Source organism: Streptomyces avidinii, assembly GCF_014650695.1.
GTDB lineage: Bacteria > Actinomycetota > Actinomycetes > Streptomycetales > Streptomycetaceae > Streptomyces > Streptomyces avidinii.
Genome location: NZ_BMVL01000008.1, coordinates 307165 through 328456, shown reverse-complemented (window position 1 = coordinate 328456; position 21292 = coordinate 307165). Strand labels below are relative to the sequence as shown.

At 72.9% G+C, this 21292-nt stretch carries 21 protein-coding genes; 10 read left to right on the top strand and 11 right to left on the bottom strand.

What is annotated here, in order from left to right:
- Positions 1-4: 4 nt before the first annotated feature.
- The 3 genes from IE257_RS23070 to IE257_RS23060 all read left to right on the top strand — a co-directional run bounded on the left by IE257_RS23070 (position 5) and on the right by IE257_RS23060 (position 3725).
- The gene (locus IE257_RS23070) at positions 5-931 is read left to right on the top strand and encodes an acyl-CoA dehydrogenase family protein (RefSeq protein WP_189971524.1); all 927 of its coding nucleotides are present in this window, start codon (positions 5-7) and stop codon (positions 929-931) included.
- 389 nt (positions 932-1320) lie between these two features.
- Positions 1321-1797, top strand: a complete 477-nt coding sequence (locus IE257_RS23065; protein ID WP_229920595.1) for an ATP-binding protein — start codon at positions 1321-1323, stop codon at positions 1795-1797.
- A gap of 287 nt (positions 1798-2084) precedes the next feature.
- On the top strand, positions 2085-3725 hold the full coding sequence (locus IE257_RS23060) for an alpha/beta hydrolase (protein ID WP_189971522.1): 1641 nt from the start codon (positions 2085-2087) through the stop codon (positions 3723-3725).
- 12 nt (positions 3726-3737) lie between these two features.
- Here the strand turns inward: IE257_RS23060 and IE257_RS23055 are convergent, their stop codons facing one another.
- From IE257_RS23055 to IE257_RS23045, 3 genes are all read right to left on the bottom strand, one after another.
- Positions 3738-4355: a TOPRIM nucleotidyl transferase/hydrolase domain-containing protein gene (locus tag IE257_RS23055; RefSeq protein ID WP_189971520.1), complete on the bottom strand. Its 618-nt coding sequence runs from the start codon at positions 4353-4355 to the stop codon at positions 3738-3740.
- A 101-nt stretch (positions 4356-4456) separates the two neighbouring features.
- Positions 4457-5146 (bottom strand): hypothetical protein, encoded by a 690-nt coding sequence (locus IE257_RS23050; protein ID WP_189971518.1) that lies wholly within the window; start codon positions 5144-5146, stop codon positions 4457-4459.
- Positions 5147-5288: 142 nt separating this feature from the next.
- Positions 5289-6215, bottom strand: coding sequence for a cyclase family protein (locus IE257_RS23045; RefSeq protein WP_189971516.1), 927 nt, complete (start codon positions 6213-6215; stop codon positions 5289-5291).
- A 117-nt stretch (positions 6216-6332) separates the two neighbouring features.
- On the opposite strand from IE257_RS23045, the gene IE257_RS23040 reads away from it, so the two are divergent.
- From IE257_RS23040 to IE257_RS23030, 3 genes are all read left to right on the top strand, one after another.
- Positions 6333-7244: an SDR family oxidoreductase gene (locus IE257_RS23040; RefSeq protein ID WP_189971514.1), complete on the top strand. Its 912-nt coding sequence runs from the start codon at positions 6333-6335 to the stop codon at positions 7242-7244.
- A 64-nt stretch (positions 7245-7308) separates the two neighbouring features.
- Positions 7309-8511 carry an acyl-CoA dehydrogenase family protein gene (locus IE257_RS23035; protein WP_189971512.1) on the top strand — a complete coding sequence of 401 codons (1203 nt, stop codon included), beginning with the start codon at positions 7309-7311 and terminating at the stop codon, positions 8509-8511.
- Positions 8508-9575 (top strand): Zn-dependent alcohol dehydrogenase, encoded by a 1068-nt coding sequence (locus IE257_RS23030; RefSeq protein WP_189971510.1) that lies wholly within the window; start codon positions 8508-8510, stop codon positions 9573-9575. The genes IE257_RS23035 and IE257_RS23030 overlap by 4 nt, the downstream gene beginning before the upstream one ends.
- 96 nt (positions 9576-9671) lie before the next feature.
- Here IE257_RS23030 and IE257_RS23025 read toward each other — a convergent pair whose 3' ends face one another.
- Both IE257_RS23025 and IE257_RS23020 read right to left on the bottom strand, forming a co-directional pair.
- Positions 9672-10604, bottom strand: a complete 933-nt coding sequence (locus tag IE257_RS23025; protein ID WP_189971508.1) for a D-alanyl-D-alanine carboxypeptidase family protein — start codon at positions 10602-10604, stop codon at positions 9672-9674.
- Positions 10605-10785: 181 nt separating this feature from the next.
- Positions 10786-11418, bottom strand: coding sequence for a flavin reductase family protein (locus tag IE257_RS23020; protein WP_372453091.1), 633 nt, complete (start codon positions 11416-11418; stop codon positions 10786-10788).
- A 236-nt stretch (positions 11419-11654) separates the two neighbouring features.
- Here IE257_RS23020 and IE257_RS23015 point away from each other — a divergent pair, with 236 nt between their 5' ends.
- Positions 11655-12440, top strand: coding sequence for a VOC family protein (locus IE257_RS23015; RefSeq protein WP_189971506.1), 786 nt, complete (start codon positions 11655-11657; stop codon positions 12438-12440).
- A 72-nt stretch (positions 12441-12512) separates the two neighbouring features.
- Here the strand turns inward: IE257_RS23015 and IE257_RS23010 are convergent, their stop codons facing one another.
- From IE257_RS23010 to IE257_RS22995, 4 genes are all read right to left on the bottom strand, one after another.
- Entirely contained in the window at positions 12513-13316 is an 804-nt protein-coding gene (locus IE257_RS23010) for an enoyl-CoA hydratase/isomerase family protein (protein ID WP_189971505.1), read from the bottom strand.
- A 125-nt stretch (positions 13317-13441) separates the two neighbouring features.
- A complete protein-coding gene (locus tag IE257_RS23005) occupies positions 13442-15676 on the bottom strand; it encodes an acetate--CoA ligase family protein (RefSeq protein ID WP_189971503.1) in 2235 nt (744 codons plus the stop codon).
- Between the two features lie 214 nt (positions 15677-15890).
- Positions 15891-16463 (bottom strand): hypothetical protein, encoded by a 573-nt coding sequence (locus IE257_RS23000; protein WP_189971501.1) that lies wholly within the window; start codon positions 16461-16463, stop codon positions 15891-15893.
- Entirely contained in the window at positions 16460-17653 is a 1194-nt protein-coding gene (locus IE257_RS22995) for a flavin-containing monooxygenase (protein ID WP_189971499.1), read from the bottom strand. The genes IE257_RS23000 and IE257_RS22995 overlap by 4 nt, the downstream gene beginning before the upstream one ends.
- Positions 17654-17862: 209 nt before the next feature.
- Between IE257_RS22995 and IE257_RS22990 the strand changes: the two genes are divergently transcribed.
- Both IE257_RS22990 and IE257_RS22985 read left to right on the top strand, forming a co-directional pair.
- Positions 17863-18315, top strand: coding sequence for a DoxX family protein (locus tag IE257_RS22990; protein ID WP_189971497.1), 453 nt, complete (start codon positions 17863-17865; stop codon positions 18313-18315).
- Positions 18279-18737, top strand: a complete 459-nt coding sequence (locus IE257_RS22985; protein WP_245385329.1) for a Zn-ribbon domain-containing OB-fold protein — start codon at positions 18279-18281, stop codon at positions 18735-18737. The genes IE257_RS22990 and IE257_RS22985 overlap by 37 nt, the downstream gene beginning before the upstream one ends.
- A gap of 4 nt (positions 18738-18741) precedes the next feature.
- Here IE257_RS22985 and IE257_RS22980 read toward each other — a convergent pair whose 3' ends face one another.
- Complete coding sequence (locus IE257_RS22980; protein WP_189971492.1) at positions 18742-19443, bottom strand: pyridoxine/pyridoxamine 5'-phosphate oxidase; 702 nt, start codon at positions 19441-19443, stop codon at positions 18742-18744.
- Between the two features lie 360 nt (positions 19444-19803).
- Between IE257_RS22980 and IE257_RS22975 the strand changes: the two genes are divergently transcribed.
- Entirely contained in the window at positions 19804-20010 is a 207-nt protein-coding gene (locus IE257_RS22975; RefSeq protein ID WP_189971490.1) for a DUF4287 domain-containing protein, read from the top strand.
- A 61-nt stretch (positions 20011-20071) separates the two neighbouring features.
- Here IE257_RS22975 and IE257_RS22970 read toward each other — a convergent pair whose 3' ends face one another.
- The gene (locus tag IE257_RS22970) at positions 20072-21277 is read right to left on the bottom strand and encodes a thiolase C-terminal domain-containing protein (RefSeq protein ID WP_189971488.1); all 1206 of its coding nucleotides are present in this window, start codon (positions 21275-21277) and stop codon (positions 20072-20074) included.
- Positions 21278-21292: the final 15 nt, after the last annotated feature.

Genomic DNA, 21292 nt, shown 5'->3' with positions numbered 1-21292 from the left:
GGCCGTGGACTTCCAGCCGACCGAGGACCAGCAGCACCTGCGGGCGGGCGTACGGGGCCTGCTGGCCGGGCGGTACGGGCGGGAGGCGCTGCGGGCTTCGGTCGACGCGTCGGCCGAAGCGGGGGCCGGCGTGGACCGTGCGCTGTGGCGGGAGCTGGGCGAGGCGGGCTTCTTCGCGCTGCGCCTGCCGGAGGCCGAGGGCGGTGTGGGCCTGGGCCTGCCGGAGGCGGTCCTGGTCTTCGAGGAGGCCGGGCGGGCGCTGGTACCGGGGCCGCTGGTGGCCACGCACCTGGCCGCGGGGGTGGTGCCGGGAGCGGCGGCGGGAACGGCGGTGGTGACCGCCTTCGACCTGGACGGGCCGCTGGTGGCCCACCTCGGGGACGCGGACGCGGTGCTGGGGGCGGCCGCGGTGCCCGCCGGTGAGCCGGTGCGCTCGGTGGACCCGCTGACACCCCTGCACCGGGTCGCGGCGGTGGGCGACGTCTCGGCGTACCGCGATGCGGGCGCGTTGCTGACGGCCGCGCTGCAGCTCGGGAGCGCACTGCGGACGGTGGAGCTCGCGGTGCGGTACGCGGGTGAGCGGGAGCAGTTCGGGCAGCCGATCGGGGCCTTCCAGGCGGTCAAGCACCTGTGCGCGCGGATGCTGGTCCGGGCGGAGGTGGCCCGTACGGCGGTCTACGCGGCGGCGGTGACGGGAGACCCGGGCGAGGTGGCCGCGGCCAAGCTCCTGGCGGACGAGGCGGCCGTGCTGGGCGCCCGGGACTGCCTGCAGGTGCACGGCGGTATGGGATTCACCTGGGAGGCGGACGTGCACCTGCACCTGAAGCGGGCCTGGGTGCGGGCGGAGCAGTGGCGGACTGCGGCGCAGGCGGAGGAGCTGCTCGCCGGGGAGCTGTTGGGGTCGGCGGGGTCGGCCGGGTCGGCGGGGTAGCCGGGTGGCCGGTTGGCCGAGTGGTGGTGGGGCGGCCGGGTGGCCGCAGCGGCGGGCGGCCGGCGTTGCACACGGTGATGTGGAGGCACGGGAAGGACGGCGCGGGACGCATGTCTGATTACAGAGAGTTGATATCGGTTTGTGTCCTTCGCCCGACTCATTGCGACCCGGAAGCGGGGGCCTGCTCCGGTACGCTCCCACGAATGCGAGCGGTTGAGCGGCGCGAGCGTCGCACAGTATGCACCACGCCCACTCCTTCGCGCGGGAATATGCCCGAAGCGCTTGTTGTGGTGACTGTATGTCAACCATGCTGCTACGGAAGGGGATCACGCTGGGTGATCCCGTCCTGTCGCGAGGCGAAGTGTCCGCCGGTTCGGATGGTGTGAGCGGTGCAGCTGCTTCAGGTTCAGCTGGAGGTCGGAGCGGATCCCGCCGAGGTCGGCCGGGCCCGCCGGTGGGCCCGGTCCCGGTTGGCGGGGTCGGGCATAGGGGACGACGAGCCGCTCGCCGAGACCCTGATCCTGCTGATCTCCGAGCTGGTCACGAACGCGGTCGTGCACACGGGCTGTCCGGCCGTGCTGCGGATGCTGTTCGGGGGGCCGGGGGTGCGGGTCGAGGTGGCCGACGCGAGCGACCGGGCACCGAACCGCCGGCAGGCGTGCGGCGAGGACACCGGCGGGCGCGGTCTGGAGCTGGTCGACGGCCTGGCGGACCGCTGGGGCTGGCAGCGCGAGGGCGCGGGCAAACGGATCTGGTGCGAGATCGACCGCGCGGAGAAATCCACCTCGGACTGCGCCTCCGAGCGCCCCTCGGACGGCCCGTCGGAAATTCATACCCCGCCGCGGGAACCGCGCGTGTACCTCTAACGAGGTGTTGACGGTTCGTCACATCTTGATCACCCTGGTGTGGAGCGATTCGACGCGAGGGGACGCCAAGGGCAGGCCTTGACGAGTGCGGGTCGTGGGGTGGCGGCTGCCGTGCCGTGCTCGGGGCGTGCATGCGCGTCGCCGCCACCCGCAGAACCTGCCAGGCCTCCTCCTGGAGGAGGAGGCCGGACCGGGCCGCAGGTCCCGGGCGCCGGGGGCGGGCGGGACCCGCGGCCTCGTGCCCGTGGCCGATGTGCAGTGCCGGGGCAGGTTCCTAGCCTCGGGGCATGCGATCACACGAAGCGGCCGATGCGCCGCCCGCCGCCGACCGTACCCTCGGCCCCACCGCTCGCCGCGCCTCTTCCGTGGGCCTCGTCCTCGCCGCCTGTCTCGCCGCCGCCCCCGTCCCGGCCGTCGCCCTCGACGCCGCGCCCGCCGGGGCCGCGCCCCCGTCCGCGTCCGCCGAGCACGGCTCCGGGGCGGGACTCGACCGGTACTACCGGCAGCGGCCGGTCTGGGGCAGCTGCGTCACGGGCCCCGACGACACCACGGGCCGTGATCTGGACCGGGCCGGTGTGCAGTGCGCGGACGTGACCGTGCCGCTCGACTACGCCGCCCCCCGGGGCCGCACGATCACCGTGGCGATATCCCGGCTCAAGGCCACCGACACCCGTCACCGCATCGGCGCGATCCTGCTGAACACCGGCGGCCCGGGCGGCCCCGCCCGGGCATACCCGCCGACGGCCCGTGCGGCGATGAAGGAGGTCGGGGCCCGCTTCGACATCGTCGGGTTCGACCCGCGCTTCGTCGGGCGCAGCACCCCGCTGGACTGCGGCTGGCCCCTCGGCATGACCTGGCTGTCGGCCGGCGCCGACCGGGCGGCCTTCGACCGGCAGGTCGTCCTGCAGAAGAGCCTGGCCGACAAGTGCCGGGCCACCGGTGCCTCCGTACTCCCGCACATCAGCACCCGCAACACCGCCCGCGACATGGACGTCATCCGCGGCGCGCTCGGCGAGCGGAAGATCTCCTACCTGGGCTACTCCTACGGCACCTACCTGGGCACGGTCTACACCCAGATGTTCCCCGGCCGCCACGACCGGATGGTGCTCGACGGGGCGATCAACCCGGGCGACTACCGCCCCCGGCTGCTGGAGGGCACCGAGCGCGAGAACGAGAAGGCGCTGTCCGACTGGGCGGGCTGGGCGGCGGACCGCCACGGCGTCTACGGCTTCGGCCGCACCCGCGCCGAGGTGCTCGCCTCCGTCGACCGCGTCGTCGCGGCATCCGCGCGCGGCCCGCTGACCATCGGTTCGGGCGCCGATGCCTTCCGGATCGACGACAGCCAGGTGCCGCTCCTGCTCTTCTCGGGCATCGCGGACGACACCGAGGCCGCGCGGGCGTCCTTCGGCGAGCTGATGTCCGTACTGGTCAAGGCCGCCGACGGGGCGCCGACCACGCTTCCTGCGGGGATCGCCGGAGAGCTCCGGTATGCGCTGCGCGGCGAGGGCGAGCCCACGGGCGTGCAGTCCGCGATCATCTGCGGGGACGTGGCGGCCGTACGCGATCCCGAGCAGTACTGGCGGGACATCGAGAGCAGCCGCGCCGCGCATCCCTTGTTCGGCGCGCTGACCCGCAACATCAACCCGTGTGCCTTCTGGGACCGGCCGCGCGAGGAGCCGACCCGGGTACGGCGTGACGCGTCCGCGCTGATCGTGGCCGCCACCGGTGATCCGCGCACCACGTACAGGGGCAGCGTCGAGCTGCGCCGGCTGCTGCCGAGTTCGAGGCTGATCACCCTGGAGGGCGCCAACCGGCACGCCCTCTACGGGAGCTACGCCAACGCCTGCGTGGACGACCAGGTCAACAGGTACCTGGCCACCGGGAGACTGCCGGCGAAGGACCGGACGTGCGTCAAGGAGACCGGCTGAAGCCGGCGCGGGTCACAGGCTCGCGAGGAGATCGTCGAGCGGGGCCGGTACCTCTTCGGGGGCGAGGGCCTCGGCGAGGAGGCGGCCGTAGCGGATCTTGCGACCTTTCGTCGTGCCCAGGAACCGCCGCAGCTGCCGCTGCCGGGGCCGGCCGCGCTGGGCGGGCTGGCGTACGAAGGTCTGCCAGGAGCGGAGCTCGCCCTCCGAGCGCAGGATGTCCTCGATCCGTGTGGTGCCCAGGGCGCGGATGAGTTCGTCCTCCAGGTCCGCCACGCACACGAAGAAGCCCTCGCGGGGCGCCCCCGCCCGGTCCAGGGCGCGGTCGTAGAAGGGCTGTTCGTTCTCGTCGGACAGTCCCGTCAGGCGCAGGCCGAGGCCGGGCGGCCCGAGGAGGCCGGTGTAGCGGGCGACGCTCATGGCGCCGCCCATCGATATGACGCACACGCCCTCGGCGGCGAGGTCGCGGCCGCGGCGTTCGGCGAGCACCTCGACGGCCGCGAGGTCGCTGGGGCCCTCCAGCAGCACCGCCGTCCGTACGTTCAGCCAGGCGGCGAGCTCGCGCGCGGCCTCGCCGGTACCGCCGCTCGCCCAGTCGTCGACCGCTTCCCGGAACGCCCGCATGTCCGCCATGGGGTGAGTCTGCGCCTTCGCGGATGCGGGGGCACGTGCTTTTCGGCGGCCGCGGCCGCCCGCCGTCCCGGGCATCGTGCCGGGACAGCGGGCGGACACTGCTAGCCGTCGGTGCAGATCACGTCGTACGGGCGGCCGATGGCCATGGTCAGCTCGATGGGGTCCGTGGTGCCGGAGGGGCACTCGGACTTCGTCTTGACGAGGCCGAGGACCTTCTGGGCGCCCGAGCCGCCGCAGGCGACCTCCTTGGCCTGAGAGGTGACGCAGTCGCCCTTCACCAGCTGGCCGCCGCCGGCGCCCGCGTCGCCGGGGTGGTCGCTCGACAGGTTGCGGCCGCAGACGGTGTTGGTGGGGATGCCGCTCGACTTGCCGCCGCCGTAGGAGATGCTCACGTCGATCATCAGGTCCGTGCCGGGCGGGCACTGGATGGCGCCCGGGAGGATGCTGGCCTCCTTGATGTCGATGGCCTTGAAGGTGGCCCCGGAGTCGGAGCAGCCCGTCCGCTTGTACCCGTCGGGGGCCTTGGCCGGGTCGGGGCCGCCGCAGTCGCCGACCTTCCACGCGCTGGAGGTGTCGGAGGAGGACTCGGGGGATCCGGGGTCCTTGGCCGTGGGCTTGGCGGAGGGGGACGCCGAGGTGGATGCCGACGGCTTGCTGTCGTCCTTGTTCACCGACTGCAGGGCGAAGTAGCCGCCGACGATGATCACGGCGAGGACGATGACGGCGACGACGTTGCCGCCCGAGCGGCGCCTCGGGGGTGGCGGCGGCGTTACCTGGTAGGGGTTGGCCATGCTGGCTTCTCCTGCGGGGAAGGTGGTGGGGACGGGGTGTGACGCGCGTACGGTGACGCGTCATGTCCACCTCATGGTTCCACTGGGCACGGCTCGCGTGCGGCCGGGGTCGTGCGGCCCGCCGCCGCCCGCCCCGCCGGGTTCAGAGGACGGCCACCGGGGCCACCGGGGTGCCGGTGCCGCCGACGAACGGTTCCGGCATCGCCGAGAGGAGGAAGGCGTACCGGTTTTCTTCTGCACAGGCTGTGGACAACTTTTCGAGATTCCAGTTCTGGCCCTGGTGCATGCCCATCTCGACCAGGTCGAGGGCGTGCACCGGCAGCCACAGGTTCTCTATCTCCGGCGGGAAGATCTCGAAGGTCAGGGTGTCGTTGGCGACGGCCGCCACGTCCCGCGCGTGGAACCACTCGGGCGTACGGACCGACAGCCCGGGCGAGGGGAAGCCGTAGCCGTGCTTGTCGCCCGCCAGGTAGACCTGGATCTGGCCGGTGCGCACCAGGACGATGTCCCCGGCGCGGACGGTGACCCCGCCGAACTCCTCGGCCTCCGCCAGGTCCCCGGGGGTCACCGCGTGGTCGCCCGGCAGCCGGTCGAGCCCCTTCGCGCGTGCGACGTCGAGGAGCACCCCGCGCGAGACGATGTGGCCGGCCTTGTCGATGCCGCTGAACTCGGCGCGGCCGTGTGCCGTGATGGTGCCCGCCGGGCGGCCGTTGTAGATCTTCCCCGAGTGCGAGACGTGGGTGAGAGCGTCCCAGTGGGTGCCGGCCTGGAGGCCCATGCTCACGGCGTCGTCGCTGCACGCCACCGTGCCCGGGCCGAAGAGCTCCTGGTTGATCTGCACCATCGTGTGCAGCGGGTTGATCCGGCCGGGAATCATGCCGACCTGGACCCCGTCCTCCTTGAGCGGGAGGGCGAGCGGGATGCGGCGGCCGGTACGGATCTCCGCCGCGGCGGCGCGGACCACCTCGTCGGTGATCAGGTTGAGGGTGCCGATCTCGTCGTCGGCGCCCCATCGTCCCCAGTTGTTGACGCGCTTGGCGATGTCGTGGAACTCGGCGGGCAGGGTCATGGGCGTCGACAGCTCCTTGCGTGGATACGGCAACGACGGCAACGAGGGCTTGTGCAGGTGTATCTGACTACCCATAGAATCTAACGGTCCGTCAGAAATCGCGGGAAGGGGCCGGACGTGGGGAACTTCTTGGCAGGCAAGGCCGTCGCCGTCACCGGCGCCGGCCGGGGCATCGGGCGGGCCGTGGCACTCGCCGCGGCCGCCGAGGGCGCCAAGGTCGTCGTCAACGACTACGGGGTCGGGATCGAGGGCGCGGAGCCCACCAGCGAGATCGCCGAGGCGGTGGTGAAGGAGATCGTCGCCGCGGGCGGGGAGGCCGTCGCCGTCGCCGACGACATCTCCACCATGGCGGGCGGCCAGCGCCTCGTCGACACCGCTCTCACGCAGTACGGCCGCCTCGACGGCGTCGTGTGCGTGGCGGGCATCCTGCGCGAACGGATGCTGTTCAACATGTCCGAGGAGGAGTGGGACCCGGTCATCGCCACCCACCTCAAGGGCACCTTCACCGTCTTCCGCGCCGCCTCCGCCATCATGCGCAGGCAGGGCTCGGGCACGCTGATCGGCTTCACCAGCGGCAACCACCAGGGCTCCGTCGCCCAGGCCAACTACAGCGCCGCCAAGGGCGGGATCATCTCGCTCGTCCGCTCCGCCGCGCTGGGCCTGGCCAAGTACGGGGTCACGGCCAACGCCGTCGCACCCGTCGCCCGCACCCGCATGTCCGCGAACGTCCCCATGGAGCTCAAGGAGATCGGCGAGCCCGAGGACGTGGCGGCCCTCGTCACGTACCTGCTCAGCGACCGGGCCAGGGCCGAGGACATCACCGGGCAGGTCTACACGATCGCCGGCCCGAAGATCGCCGTCTGGGCGCAGCCGCGCGAACTGCGCGCCGGATACGCCGAAGGCTCCTGGACGCCGGAGAAGATCGCCGACTTCCTCCCCGGCACGGTGGGCACCGACCCGATGCCGATGCTCGCGCAACTGGAGGCCATGGCGAAGGCCGCGGCCGCCAAGGACCGCCCCAACGCGTAGGCCCGGACCGGATCGGACGGGATCGGACCGGCGACCGGATCGGACTGGACCAAGGGGGAGCGGCGTGGACTTCAGCTTCGGGGCCGAGGACGAGGAGCTGCGCGGGCGTGCCCGGGCGTGGCTGGCGGAGCACCTCGTGGGCCCGTACGCGCAGGCCGTCGGCCTCGGCGGACCGGGCAGCGAGCACGAGGGAGCCCGGGTCCGGCGCGCCTGGGAGCGCGAGCTGGGCCGGGGCGGCTGGATCGGGCAGGGCTGGGAGGCCGACGGGTGGGGCAACCGCCGGCTGTCGCTGACCGGCCAAGTGGTGTGGGCCGAGGAGTACGCGGCCCTGCGCGCGCCCGGCCGGGTCGGCCACATCGGCGAGAACCTCCTCGCCCCGACGCTCATCGCCCACGGGACGCCCGAGCAGCAGGGCCGCTTCCTGCCCGGCATCGCGCGGGGCGAGGAGCTGTGGTGCCAGGGCTACAGCGAGCCGGGCGCCGGATCCGACCTCGCGGGGATCCGTACCGCCGCGGTACGGGACGCGGCCGACGGCCTGTTCCGCGTCACCGGCCAGAAGATCTGGACCTCGCTCGCCCGCGACGCCGACTGGTGCTTCGTCCTGGCCCGCACCGAGCCCGGATCGCGCCGTCACCGGGGGCTGTCGTTCCTGCTCGTACGGATGGACCAGCCCGGCCGTGTCGAAGTGCGGCCCATCCGGCAGATGTCGGGCACGAGTGAGTTCAACGAGGTGTTCTTCGACGGGGCGGTCGCGGCGGAGGTCGTCGGCGCCGAGGGCGACGGCTGGACGGTGGCCATGGGCCTGCTCGCCCTGGAGCGCGGCGTCTCGACGCTGGTCCAGCAGATCGGCTTCGCGGCGGAACTGGAGCGCGTCCTGGCCGCCTACGCGGCGCGGGACGCCTCGGGCGCAGGGGACCCCGTACTGCGGCAGCAGCTGGTCCGCCAGTGGGCCGAGCTGCGCACGATGCGGTGGAACGCGCTGCGCACCCTCGCCTCGGCGGGGGATCCGGGCGCGCCCAGCGTGGCCAAGCTGCTGTGGGGCGGCTGGCACCGGCGGCTCGGGGAGCTGGCGGTGGCGGTCCGCGGCCCGGCGGCCACCGCCGGGCCGGCGGACTGGGCGCCGGGGATCCCGTACGAACTCGGGCTCGACGAGGAGCAGCGCCTGTTCCTGTTCACCCGTGCCGACACCATCTACGGCGGCTCGGACGAGATCCAGCGGAACATCATCGCCGAGCGCGTGCTCGGCCTGCCTAAGGAGTCCAGGTGAGAGGCGTCGTGTTCGACGGCAAGCAGGCCCAGGTGGTCGACGACCTGGAGATCCGCGATCCGGGGCCGGGGGAGGTGCTGGTCGCGATCGGGGCGGCCGGGCTGTGCCACAGCGACCTGTCGGTGATCGACGGGACGATCCCGTTCCCGCCGCCGGTGGTGCTGGGGCACGAGGGCGCGGGCATCGTGGAGGCGGTGGGCGCGGGTGTCACGCACGTGGTGCCGGGCGATCACGTGGCGCTGTCCACCCTCGCCAACTGCGGGGCGTGTGCGGACTGCGACCGGGGCCGGCCGACGATGTGCCGCAAGGCGATCGGGATGCCGGGGCAGCCCTTCTCGCGGGGCGGCACGCCGTTGTTCCAGTTCGCCTCCAACTCCGCCTTCGCCGAGCGCACCCTCGTCAAGGCCGTGCAGGCGGTGCGGATCCCGGCCGACATCCCGCTGACCTCGGCGGCGCTCATCGGCTGCGGGGTCCTCACCGGGGTGGGGGCGGTGCTGAACCGGGCGCGCGTGGACCGGGGCGAGAGCGTGGTCGTCATCGGCACCGGCGGCATCGGTCTCAACGTCCTGCAGGGGGCCCGGATAGCGGGTGCCACGACGATCGTGGCCGTGGACGCGAACCCGGCGAAGGAGGCGGTGGCCCGGCAGTTCGGCGCCACGCACTTCATCGACGCGTCCGCGGTGGCCGACTCCTCGGCGGCGGTCCGCGAGATCCTGCCGACCGGTGCCGATCACGCCTTCGAGTGCGTGGGCAACGTCAAGCTGATCCGCCAGGCGATCGACCTCCTCGACCGGCACGGGCAGGCGGTCCTGCTCGGGGTGCCCGGCTTCCAGGAGGAGGCGTCGTTCCTCGTGTCGTCCATGTACCTGGACAAGACGATCATGGGTTGCCGGTACGGGTCCTCGCGCCCGCAGCGCGACATCGCCCTGTACGCCGAGCTCTACCGGCAGGGCCGGCTGCTGCTGGACGAGCTGGTGACGGAGGTCTACCCGGTGGAGGACTTCGCCAAGGCCGCGGACGACGCCCACCACGGGCGGGTGGCGCGCGGAGTGCTCACCTTCTGACCCGTCCGGAAACGGCTCGGCTCCTGCGCCGGCGGGACGAACCCGTCGGCGCAGGAGCCGCGAAGTGCGAGGCGTGAGGCGTGAGCCGTGTCAGCGTCAGTCGAGGACGTCCGGGATCGGCTCGGTGTTGCCGCGCTGCACCGCCGCCCCGGAGCCGGCACTCGCACCGAGCGCCCAGTCCATGAGCTTCATCGCGTCCGCGTAGCGCTCCTCGTCGTTCAGCAGGACGCCGATGACGGTCTTGCCGTTACGGGTCGCGGAGAAGACGAGGCACTTGCCCGCGGCGGTGCCGGTGCCGGTCTTGACGCCGGTGGCGCCCGGGTACGCGTAGCCGGTGGGGCGCTCGCGGACCAGCAGGTTGCTGTTGCCCCACGTGGCGTCGGTCGAGGTGCCGCCCGTGCTGTAGGTCGTCGTCGCCACGATCTTCGGGAAGGCGACGCCCGACATCGCGTACTTGGTGAGCTTGCCCAGGTCACGGGCGGTGGTGAGGTTGTTGCCGGTCGGCGAGATGCCGTCGAAGGAGTCGTAGACGGTCTTGGTCATGCCCAGCGACTTCGCCTTGGCGTTCATCTGCGCGATGAAGTCCGCCGTGCGGGCCTGCGTGGTCGCGCCCTTGCCGAAGGTGTCGGCGAGGGCGTAGGCCGCGTCGCAGCCCGACGGGAGCATCAGCGCGTACAGCAGCTGGCGGACCGTCGGAGTGGCACCCACCTTCAGGTGGGCCGTGCTCGCGCCCTCGCGGACGACGTAGTCGGCGTACTCCTGCTTGATGGTGACCTTCTGGTCGTAGTTCAGGTCGGGCGTACGGAGCACGACCTGAGCAGCCATGATCTTCGTGGTGCTCGCCATCTGACGCTGTGTGTCGGCGTCCTTGCTGGTGAGCGTGGCACCGGTGGTGCCGTCGATCAGGATCGCGCCGGCAGCGGTGGTCGGAGGTGCGGCGACCGGCGCGGCGGAGGAGGCCGGCGAGGCGGCCACCAGGAGGGCGCCGGTGGCGACCGTGACGGCGATCGCGCCGCGCGTGCGGCGCATCAGCTCGAGTATCAAGTCAAATCCCCGTGGATCGAAGAGTCCGAGGGGGCTCGGGCTCCGAAGTGGCCCGCCCCCGTGGGGAGCTTACGCAGTGGAGCCGACACCGGGGCGTCGAAGTGCCCGGGAGCGGGGTGCGGGAGCGGGACCGGGGGCGGGCCGCTCGGCCGGCTCGTCGGGGCAGTCAGTCGGCCAGGCGGCCGAAGCGGCCCTTGTGGAAGAGGAGCGGCTCGCCCTCGCCGGCCGCGCCCATGGCCACGACCCGGCCCACGACGATGAGGTGGTCCCCGCCGGTGTGCACGGCCTGGATCCGGCAGTCGATCCAGGCAGGCACGGCGTCGAGCTGCGGTGATCCCGTGACGGGGGCGGGTGTGTGGCTCACCCCGGCGAACTTGTCCGCTCCGCTGACGGCGAAGGACCGGCACAGCTCGCCCTGTTCGGCCCCGAGGATGTTGACGCAGAACACCCCGGCGCGGGCGATCCGCGGCCAGGTGGTCGACGTACGGGCCACCATGAAGGTGACCAGGGGCGGGTCGAGGGAGAGCGAGGCGAAGGACTGGCAGGCGAAGCCGGCCGGGCCCTCCTCGTCCTCGCCGGGCGGCGCGGTGATGACGGTCACCCCGCTGGCGAAGTTCCCGAGCACGGCCCGGAACTCGGCGGGGGACACCGGCGCGCGCTCGTCCGCGCCGACGGCCCGCAGATCGGGACGCGGCAGGGCGTCGACGGACTCGGGTTCCCGCTGCGCCGAGGCGGAGGTGGGGGAGCCGACTGACCTGAGGTATCGGACGACGGTGGCCGCCATCCCTGCATGTCCCATCACCCTTCCGATTGAAGCTGACGGTTCGTCAGATGTGAAGGGGTGGGTGAGGCCCACCCGCGGGGATCGCGGCGCGGCGGGACCGGACGGGGCAGAGCAGGAGGGAGGGGGCCCGGTGTCCGTACCCCCACACGAGTGAAACCCCCCGTCTGCGTGGGTCCGTGCGCCCGGGCTCGGGTGGAGGCTCGGCATCGTGGCAGCGACCTCGTACCGCCGCCGTACCCCGGGAGGACCCCATGCTCGGCACCGACTTCACCACCGGATCACCCAACTGGCTCGACCTCGGCAGCCCCGACACCGATGCCGCCGCCGCGTTCTACGGAGCGGTCCTCGGCTGGGAGTTCGTCTCCGCCGGGCCCGAGGCGGGCGGGTACGGCTTCTTCCAGGTGGGCGGCAGGACCGTCGCCGCGCTCGGGCCGCTCACCGAGGAGGGGGCGACCCCCGCCTGGATGCAGCACTTCATGACCCCCGACGTCCAGGCCACCACCGCAGCCGTCCGTGACGGCGGCGGCACGGTCCGGATGGAGCCCATGGACGTCATGGGCGAGGGCTGGCTGGCCCAGTACACCGACCCGCAGGGCGCCGAGTTCGCCGTATGGCAGCCCGGCAAGACCGGCGGACTCCAGCTGACCTCCGCCGAGAACGCCCTGCTGTGGACGGAGCTCCACGTACCGGACCCCGTCGCCGACATCGCTTTCTACGCCGGGCTGTTCGGCTGGCGCAGCGCCGAGATGCCCGCCCCCGGGATGACGTACCGGGTGCTGAGCACCGCCGACGGGGACCAGCAGGACGCCTCCTTCGGCGGGGTCGCCCCCTTCAGGGGCGAGGGCGAGGGCGAGCGGGCGCGCTGGGTGCCGTACTTCATGGCGGCGGACGTCGACGCGACCGTCGCGGTGGCCAGGGCGAACGGCGGGTCGGTGCTCATGCCCGCCACCGACCTCCCGGAGGTCGGCCGGATCGCATGGCTGGCCGACCCGGCCGGAGCGGTGTTCGCGCTGCTCAAGCCCGACCCGCAGATGTAGTACCGATTCAGGACTCAGGATTCAGGACTCAGGATTCAGGCCTCAGGCCTCGGATCAGGGTCCGTCCGGGATTCAGCGGCCGAGGTACTTGGGCGTGCGCCGCTCCACGAAGCCGGCCACGCCCTCGTTCGCGTCGGCCGTGGTCATGTTGATCTCCTGAGCGGTGGCCTCGGCGGCCAGCGCGGCCGCCCGGTCCCCGTCCAGGGAGGCATTGACCAGCTGCTTCGTCATGGCGAGGGCCCGGGTGGGCCCCTGCGCGAGCCGTTCGGCCCACGCACGGGCGGTCGCCTCCAGCTCCTCGGCCGGAACCACCAGGTTCACCAGGCCCAGGCGCTCGGCCTCGACGGCCGGAACGGCGTCGCCGAAGAACATCAGCTCCTTGGCCTTCTGCGGGCCGACGAGCCTCGGCAGCAGGTACGCGCCCCCGCCGTCGGGGACCAGCCCGCGGCGGACGAACACCTCGATGAAGCGGGCCGGTTCGGCGGCGATGACGAGGTCGCAGGCGAGGGCCAGGTGCGCGCCGATACCGGCGGCCGTGCCGTTGACGGCGGCGAGTACGGGCTTCTCGCAGTCGAGCACGGCGGTGATCAGACGCTGCGCGCCGAGGCGGATCATGCGGGCGACGTCGCCCGCGACGCGCTCACCCGCGGGGGTGCTCCCGCCGCGCAGGTCGGCGCCCGCACAGAAGCCCTTGCCGGTGGCGGTGACGACGACGGCCCGGACGCCGGGGTCGGCGGATGCCTCGGCGAGCAGCGCGATGACGCGCTCGCGCTGGTCCGGGGTGACGGCGTTCATCGCCTCGGGGCGGTTGAGGGTGATCCAGGCGACGCCGTTGTCGATGCGGTGGAGGACGTGGTCCTCGTTGGTGCCGGTCATGGCTGAACTCCCGTTCGTGCGTGGTGCGGGGGCTCCGCCCCCGGGTCCTCGGGGCGGAGCCCCGAGGAACGGTGAAAGGGCGGGGCGGGGAGCGGCTCCGCGCAGCGGTTGCCGCCCCACCGGGCTCAGCGGCAGATGGCCAGGGCGTCCAGGGCCACCGCCCCCTGGCCGCGGGGGAGGACCATCAGGGGGTTGATGTCCAGCTCGGACAGCTCGTCGCCCAGTTCCAGGGCCATCCGCTGGATCCGCAGCACGACTTCGACCAGGGCGTCCACATCCGCCGGCGGAGCCCCCCGTACGCCCTCCAGCAGCGCATGCCCGCGCAGTTCCCTCAGCATGGCCCGCGCCTGGTCCTCGCCGAACGGCGGCACGCGGACCGCCGCGTCGTGGAGGACCTCCACCAGGACCCCGCCCAGACCGACCGTGACGGTGGGGCCGAAGAGGTCGTCCTGCGTCACGCCGACGACCATCTCCACGCCGCGCTCCACCATCTGGCAGACCAGGATCCCGTCGAGCGGCACGTTCTCGTAGCGCGCGATGTCGGTCAGCTCCCGGTACGCGTCGCGGATCTGACTCGCCGAGGTGAGGCCGATCTTCACGAGGCCGAGTTCCGTCTTGTGGCCCAGCTGCGGGCCCGAGGCCTTCATCACCACCGGGTAGCCGACGAGCCCGGCGGCGCGGACTGCCGCCGCCGCACTCGTCACCAGCTGCTCGCGGGGGACGCGTATCCCGTAGGCGCGCAGGAGCTGCTTCGCCGCGTGCTCGCTGAGCTGCTGCGACGGCCGCATGAGGGCCTGCGCCTTGCGGTACGAGGGTGAGGGCGTGCGGGGTGCGTCCTCGAAGGGGGAGCGGTAGCCGGCGGTGAAGCGGTGGTGGCCGAGGTAGGCGCGGACGGCGGTGATGCAGTTGCCGAAGGTGCGGAAGGTGGCCACCCGGGAGGAGCCGAGGAGGGTGGTGCGGTAGGCGTCCTCGGTGCCGACGGGGGAGCCCCAGATCACGCAGATCAGTTTGTCGCTCTGCTCGGCCGCGTCCACCAGGTCCTGGGCGAGCCGGTCGCTCATGGGCGGGAAGGGCCCGGTGATCGGGCAGATCAGGACGCCCACCTCGGGGTCGGCGAGGATCGCGTCGATGATCTTCCGGCCGCGCCAGTCGCCGACCGGGTGGCCGCCGTTGTCGATGGGGTTGGCGACGTTCAGGTAAGCGGGGATCCACTGGTGGAGCTCGTCCTGCTTGGCCTGCGAGAGGGTGGGCAGGAACAGGCCCGCCTCCGTGGCCAGGTCGGAGAAGTGGGCTCCGGTGCCGCCGGAGATGGAATAGACGACGACCCCGTCGGCCTTGGGCCTGCGGGCCCGGGCGAGCAGGGCCGCGGTGTCCTGGAGCTCGTCGAGCCCGTCGACGCGGATGACGCCGAACTGGCGCATGGCGGCGTCCACGACGGTGTCGGCGCCGGTGAGCTTCCCCGTGTGGGAGGCGGCCGTGCGCGCGCCGGTCTCGGTGCGGCCGACCTTGACGGCGACGACCGGGACCCCGTTGCGTGCGGCCCGGTCGGCGGCGAGCAGGAAGGACCGGCCGTCCTTGAGGCCCTCCACGTAGCAGGCGATGGCCCCGACCTCGGGCTGCTCGGCGAAGTAGGAGATGAAGTCGGCGGTCTCCAGGTCGGCCTCGTTGCCGGTCGGCGCCCAGTGGGAGAGCCGGATGCCGAGCTCCTGGAGGGTGTAGACGGGCCGGCCCTGGTGGCCGGACTGGGTGATCAGGGCGATCGCGGGGCCGTCGAGGTCCTCGCGGAACTCCTCGAAGGCGTTGAGGTTGGTGTTGGGACCCAGCAGACGCAGGCCCGAGCGCCGCACGGCGGCGCCGAGCCGCTCCTGGGCGGCGGCGCCCGCATCCCCGGTCTCCGCGAAGCCGGAGGCGAAGGCGACGGCGAACTTGACCTTGGTCTCGGCCAGTTCCTCGATGACGGGCAGCGGGTCGGCGACGAGGAGGACGGCGAGGTCCACCTGTTCGGGCAGGTCGGCCACGGAGGCGTGGCAGGTCAGCCCGAAGACGGTGGGGCGGGTGGGGTGCACGGGGTGGAGCCGGGCGCCGACGCGCTCCGCCCAGGCGATGAGCTGGCGGGTGATTCCGGTGTTGGGCTTGCCCTCGGCGTCGGATGCGCCGATGACGGCGACGGACTCGGGTCGGAAGAACCGGTCCAGGTCGGGGACGTCTGCGTGCAGCGGTCGTCCGCTGACGTCGAGGGGGGCCGCGTCGTCGGCCGAGGGGGCCGCCGACGAGTGGACGGCGGTCCTGGGAGACTCCCCGCAGGCCTCGACACGTGCGCGGAAGTCGGTGGTGAGGGTGCCGTGAGTAGATCCAAGCATCGTTGCCGCCCACTCCTGCTCGATGAACCTCGATGGAACTCAATAACTGACGTGTAGTCAGATTACTGAACTGACGTGCCGTCAGGAACAGGGCTGCGCAGGAAAGGTGTGGAGGTGGTGTGGTGAAGTGAACGGTGACAGATCCCGCCGGGACCGGTCCAGGGCGCGATTCGGCCGACGCGACCACCGGGACGGGCCTCGCCCGCCCGGTCGCTCACAGGGGTGCCGTCTCCACCCTGCCGGTGAACCGGCCGCCGACCTGATCGGCGAGCCACTCGATGCGGGCGGTGTCCTCGGCGAGGGCGGCGTACCGCACGTGCACGTGGACGGTGTGGTCGTCGGACGGCTCGTCCTGGTAGAGGTCGCGGGAGTTCACCGAGAGCGTGAGGTACGCGTACTTCTGCGAGACGCGTTCCAGCCCGGCCTCGGGGACCTCGGGCCAGGCCTCCAGATCGAACCGGACGGCCGCGGCGTCGGGTCCCAGCGAGGCGATGAACGGCTCGGCGAGATCCAGCGGGTGGCACCAGTCGAACACCCGGACCGGCAGGCACCGCGCCGGGTCGTCGCCGGCGTCCGACGAACCGTGCTCCACTCCGGCCGCGGCCGACCACTTGAGGGCGGGCAGCACCTCACGCACACGGGCCAGGACCTCCGGCGACCGGATCACCGCCTCGAAGTCGACCTCCGCGCCCGTGGTGTCCGCGATACCCAGCAGGGTGCGCACGGCGCGGATCGCCAGTGCCGGGTCGTGCGTCGTGAGGATGGCGGCGGCATCGGAATTGCTCATCGAGCGGCTGCCTCGGCGGTGCGCGAGCGGCGGGCGATCGCCTTGGCGATCTTCTCCGCGTCCAGGGCCATCTCCCGGAACATGCCGCTGATGGGGTTCGAGAAGCCCGTGAAGTACAGGCCGCGGGCCTGTTCGGGGGAGCGGGCGCCGTGGGTACGGGGCCGGCCGCGCTCGTCCAGCACCCCCAGGTGGCCGACCAGGCCCTCCAGCGCCCGGCGGTAGCCGGTCGCCGCGATCACCGCGTCCGGGGTGATCCGCGAGCCGTCCGCGAGCAGCACCTCGGCGCCCTCGAAGGCCTCGACGGCGGCCACCGGCTCCACCCTGCCGCTGCGCACCGCGTCGATCAGACCGACGTCCTGAACCGGTATCGACCCCTGCTTCACCCTGCTGTACAGGCCGGTGGCGGGGCGCGGAAGCCCGTACGCGGACAGGTCCGGTACGGAGGCCCTGGCGACGACCGCCGACAGCCGGTCCACGAGCCGCGCCGGCAGCCGGCGTACGAGGATGCCGCTGCGCTGGGCCGGCCAGCCCGCGGTGGAGCGGCGCATGATGTGCGGCGCGTTGCGCACGGCGAGCCGCACCCGTGCCGCGCCGCCCTCGACGAGGTCGACGGCGATCTCGGCGCCGGTATTGCCGACGCCGACGACGAGGACGTCCTGGCCCGCGTACGGCCGGGGGTTGCGGTACTCGCGGGCGTGCAGCAGGCGGCCCTCGTACCCGTCGAGGCCCGGCCAGTCGGGGAGCGCGGGCGTGTGGTTGTACCCGGTGGCGATGACGACGGCCGCGGCGGCCAGCTCCCGCCCGCCGGTGGCGTGCAGGGTCCAGCCGTCCTCGCCCTCGGGGGCGCGCTCGATCCGGGTCACCTCCACACCGGTGACCAGCTCCAGCTCGTGGAACTCGGCGTACTTCTCCAGGTAGCGCACGACGTCGTCGCGGGAGACCCAGCGCCCGAAGCGGCGCGGCATGGCCAGGCCCGGGAGGGCGGAGAGGCGGCGGGTGGTGTGCAGGCGCAGCCGGTCGTAGTGCCGCCGCCAGGACGAGCCGACCTCGTCGGACTTCTCGACGACCACGGCACGGACCCCGCGGGCGCGCAGCGCGGCGGCCGCGGCGAGGCCGCCGGGGCCGGCCCCGATGACGTACACGGGGCGGGGCTGGGTGGTCATGTCGGGTGCTGTGGGGTCTCCGGGCATGAGGTGTGATCGTATCGCCACGCTGGGTTGATGGGTCTCGGTCGGGCGGGGAATCGATTGCGGATCGATCACGGGCGCGCGCGCCACGCGCGCGGGCCCCGTGAATCCGCGGTCGGCCGGGGGCCTTGCGGGAACGCTCGGGATCCGCTCAACTGACGTACCGTCAGATTGAGCGTACGCGTCGAACGCGAGAGGGGTGGGGGCTGCCGATGCAGACCATCTGGCTCAGTGGGGCCGAATGGCTCGCCGTGCTCCGGATAGGCCTCGGCCTGTGGTGGCTGGAGAGCTGGCGGCACAAGGACAAGAAGGGCTGGTTCGAACGCGGCACCGGCATCGCCTGGGCCGCCGACGTCGCCGGCAAACACCGCTGGACCTTCGTCAAGGGCGGCTTCGAACTGATCGTCGCACCACGGCCGAAGGCGATGGCGTACATCGTCGTCTACGCGGAACTCGCACTCGGGCTGGGCCTGGTGCTCGGCTTCCTGACCCCGGTCGCCCTGGTCGGCGGCCTCCTGCTGAACCTGCTCTACCTCGTGCTGATGATCCACGACTGGGCCGAGCAGGGACAGAACGCGATGATGGCGCTCATCTCGCTCGTCGCGCTCCTCGCGATGTCCTGGCAGACCTGGTCCCTCGACGCGGCGATCGGACTGTTCCTGTGACCGGCGCCGTGCGCTACGACCTCCCCGAGGCGGACGACTTCACCCGCCCCTACTGGGACGCCGCCGCCGAGGGCCGGCTGCTGCTGCGGCGCTGCGCCGACTGCGGGCGGGCGCACCACTACCCGCGCGAGTTCTGCCCGTTCTGCTGGGCGGGCGAGGACCGCGTCGGCTGGGAGACGGCGAGCGGCCGGGCGACCCTCTACACCTGGTCGGTGATCCACCGCAACGACCTCCCGCCGTTCGGTACGCGCGTCCCGTACACGGCAGCCGTCGTCGACCTGGCCGAGGGCCCGCGGATGATGACCGAAGCGGTGGACTGCGAGGCGGCGGACCTGCGCATCGGCATGCCGCTGACGGTCACCTTCCGCGAGGCGGCGGACGGGGTGTGGGTGGCGGTCTTCCGGCCCGCGCCGCCGGACTGACGGATCAGGGCCAGAGCAGCTCGCGGTCCCAGGACCCGCCGGGAGTACGGGAGTACCGCAGGCGGATGTGCCGGCGCGCGGCGTCCCCCTGGAAGAACTCCACCTCGGCGGGGTCCAGCACGTACCGCGTCCAGGTCGGAGCCGGCGTGTCCGGCTCGGCTCCGGCCCGCTCCCAGGCCGCGGCCGAGACCCGCGCCAGCTCCTCCACGGAGCCGAGCACCTCACTCTGCCGGCCCGTGAGCGCGGCGGCGAGCGCACCCCGCGAGCGGACCGCCAGGTCCGCACGGCTCTCCTCGGGCCCGCAGGCGGTGACCCGGCCCCGGACGCGGACCTGGCGGCCCACGGAGGGCCAGTAGAACCCGAGCGCCGCCTCCGGCCGCCCGGCCAGCTGCACGCCCTTGGCGCTGGTGGCGTGCGAGGCGAAGTGCCAGCCGCGCGCGTCGACGTCGTGCAGCATCAACGTCCGCACGTCGGGCCGCCCGTCCCCGTCCACCGTCGCCAGACTCATGGTGTGCGGCTCCAACTGCCCGGCCCGGGCGGCATGCACGAACCACTCCCGGAACAGCGCCGACGGCTCCCGGGGTGCGGCCCCGGGATCGAACCCGGGCAGCGGTGAGTCCCACACGCGCAGGGAGTGCAGGGTGGCGCGAAAGTCGTCGGGGGCAGCTCCACCGGCCTGGCCGGTTCCACTGGCATCGCTGGTCATGAGGCTCATGGAACAGCAGGGCGGGGGGTGGGGGCCAGTGGGGCCAGGGGGCGGGGACTGGGGGGCGGGGACTGGGGGGTGGCGGGGCGGCGGGTCGGATTCGCGCGGCGGGGGTGCGGGGGCGGGGTTCACTCGGGCGGTAGTCAGAGTGGACCCCGCCCGCCCACACCGCCGAACGTCACCGACCCCGCCTGCCCGGCCTCCGCCTCGACCTCCCGAAGAATCTTCCCCGGGGCCGATGAGTTTCCGCCCCCGCCCCAGTCATACCTACGGAACGAGACACCGCGCCACACCGCACGGTCCCGCACCCGCACCCGCACCCGCACCACACGCACCCGCCCACCCCGGAGGAGACGCACCATGGCCGAGACAGTCAAGGGCCCCGTCAGCTACTTCCCCTCGATCGAGAAGAAGTACGGGCGCCCGATCGGGGAGTGGCAGGACCTCATTCGCTCCTCGCCGCTGACCAAGCACATGGAGCTCGTCTCGTGGCTCAAGACCGAGCACGGCCTCGGGCACGGACACGCCAACGCGCTCGTCGCCCACACCCTCGCCGAGGGGAAGTAGGTCACGGAAGAGGCGCCCTCTCACCGCGCCCGCCCGCCCCGCGCCCGCTCGCCCCGCCCCCTCACCCCCGCCCCAGCAGTACCGTCCCCGACGAGCAGAACCAGCCGCCCGTGCCCGAGGCCAGGGCGACCTCCGGGAGGCGGCCGCCGGGTTTGGTGACCTGGCCCGGGCCTGCCTCGCCGCGGAGTTGGCGGACGGCCTCGACCAGCAGGAACAGGCCGCGCATGCCGGGGTGGCAGGCCGAGAGGCCGCCGCCGTCGGTGTTGACCGGGAGTTCCCCGTCGCGCAGCAGGCGGCCCTTCTCCACGAAGGCGCCGCCCTCGCCCTTGGCGCAGAAGCCGAGGTCCTCCAGGGTGACCAGGGTCATGTAGGTGAAGGCGTCGTAGATCTCCGCGAGGTCCACGTCCGCGGGCGTGAGGCCGGCCCGTTCGAAGGCGATGCGGCCCGAGACGGCGGCCGGGGACACCGTGAGGTCCTCCCACTCCGACATGGTGGTGTGGGAGACGGACGTACCCGCCCCCAGGATCCAGACGGGTGCCTTGGCGGTGTCCGGTACGTAGTCCTCCGCCGCCAGGAGGACCGCGCAGCCGCCGTCCGAGCGGATGCAGCAGTGCAGCTTGGTGAAGGGGTCGGCGATCATGTCGCCGCCGAGTACGTCCTCGACGGTGATCGGGTCGCGGAACATCGCGTCCGGGTTCGTGGCGGCGTTCGCGCGGGCCTGTACGGCGACCGAGGCGAGCTGTTCCAGCGTCGTCCCGTATTCGTGCATGTGGCGGCGGGCGGCCATGGCGTACTTGGAGATCAGCGTGTGCCCGTACGGGACCTCGAACTGCAGCGGTCCCCGTGCTCCGAAGGAGAGGTTCGAGGTGCGCCGCCGGGCCTTGATGTCCGCCCGGGCGGTGGATCCGTAGACCAGGAGTACGGCGTTGGTGTGCCCGGCGGCGATGGCGTCCGCCGCGTGGGCGGCCATGACCTCCCAGGTCGAGCCGCCCACCGAGGTGGAGTCGACCCAGGTGGGGCGCAGGCCCAGGTACTCGGCGACCTCCACCGGTGCCAGCGTGCCCAGGCCGGCGGAGGCGAAGCCGTCGATGACGGAGCGGTCCAGGCCGGAGTCGGCCAGGGCGCGCCGGGCGGCCTGTGCGTGCAGGGCGTAGGGGGTGGGGCCGTCGACCCGTCCGCAGTCCGAGAGGGCGACGCCGACCACCGCGACCCTCCGGCGGGGGCGGGACGTGGGTTCAGATGTGGGTCCAGATGTGAGTCCAGGCATGAAGGGACGGTATAT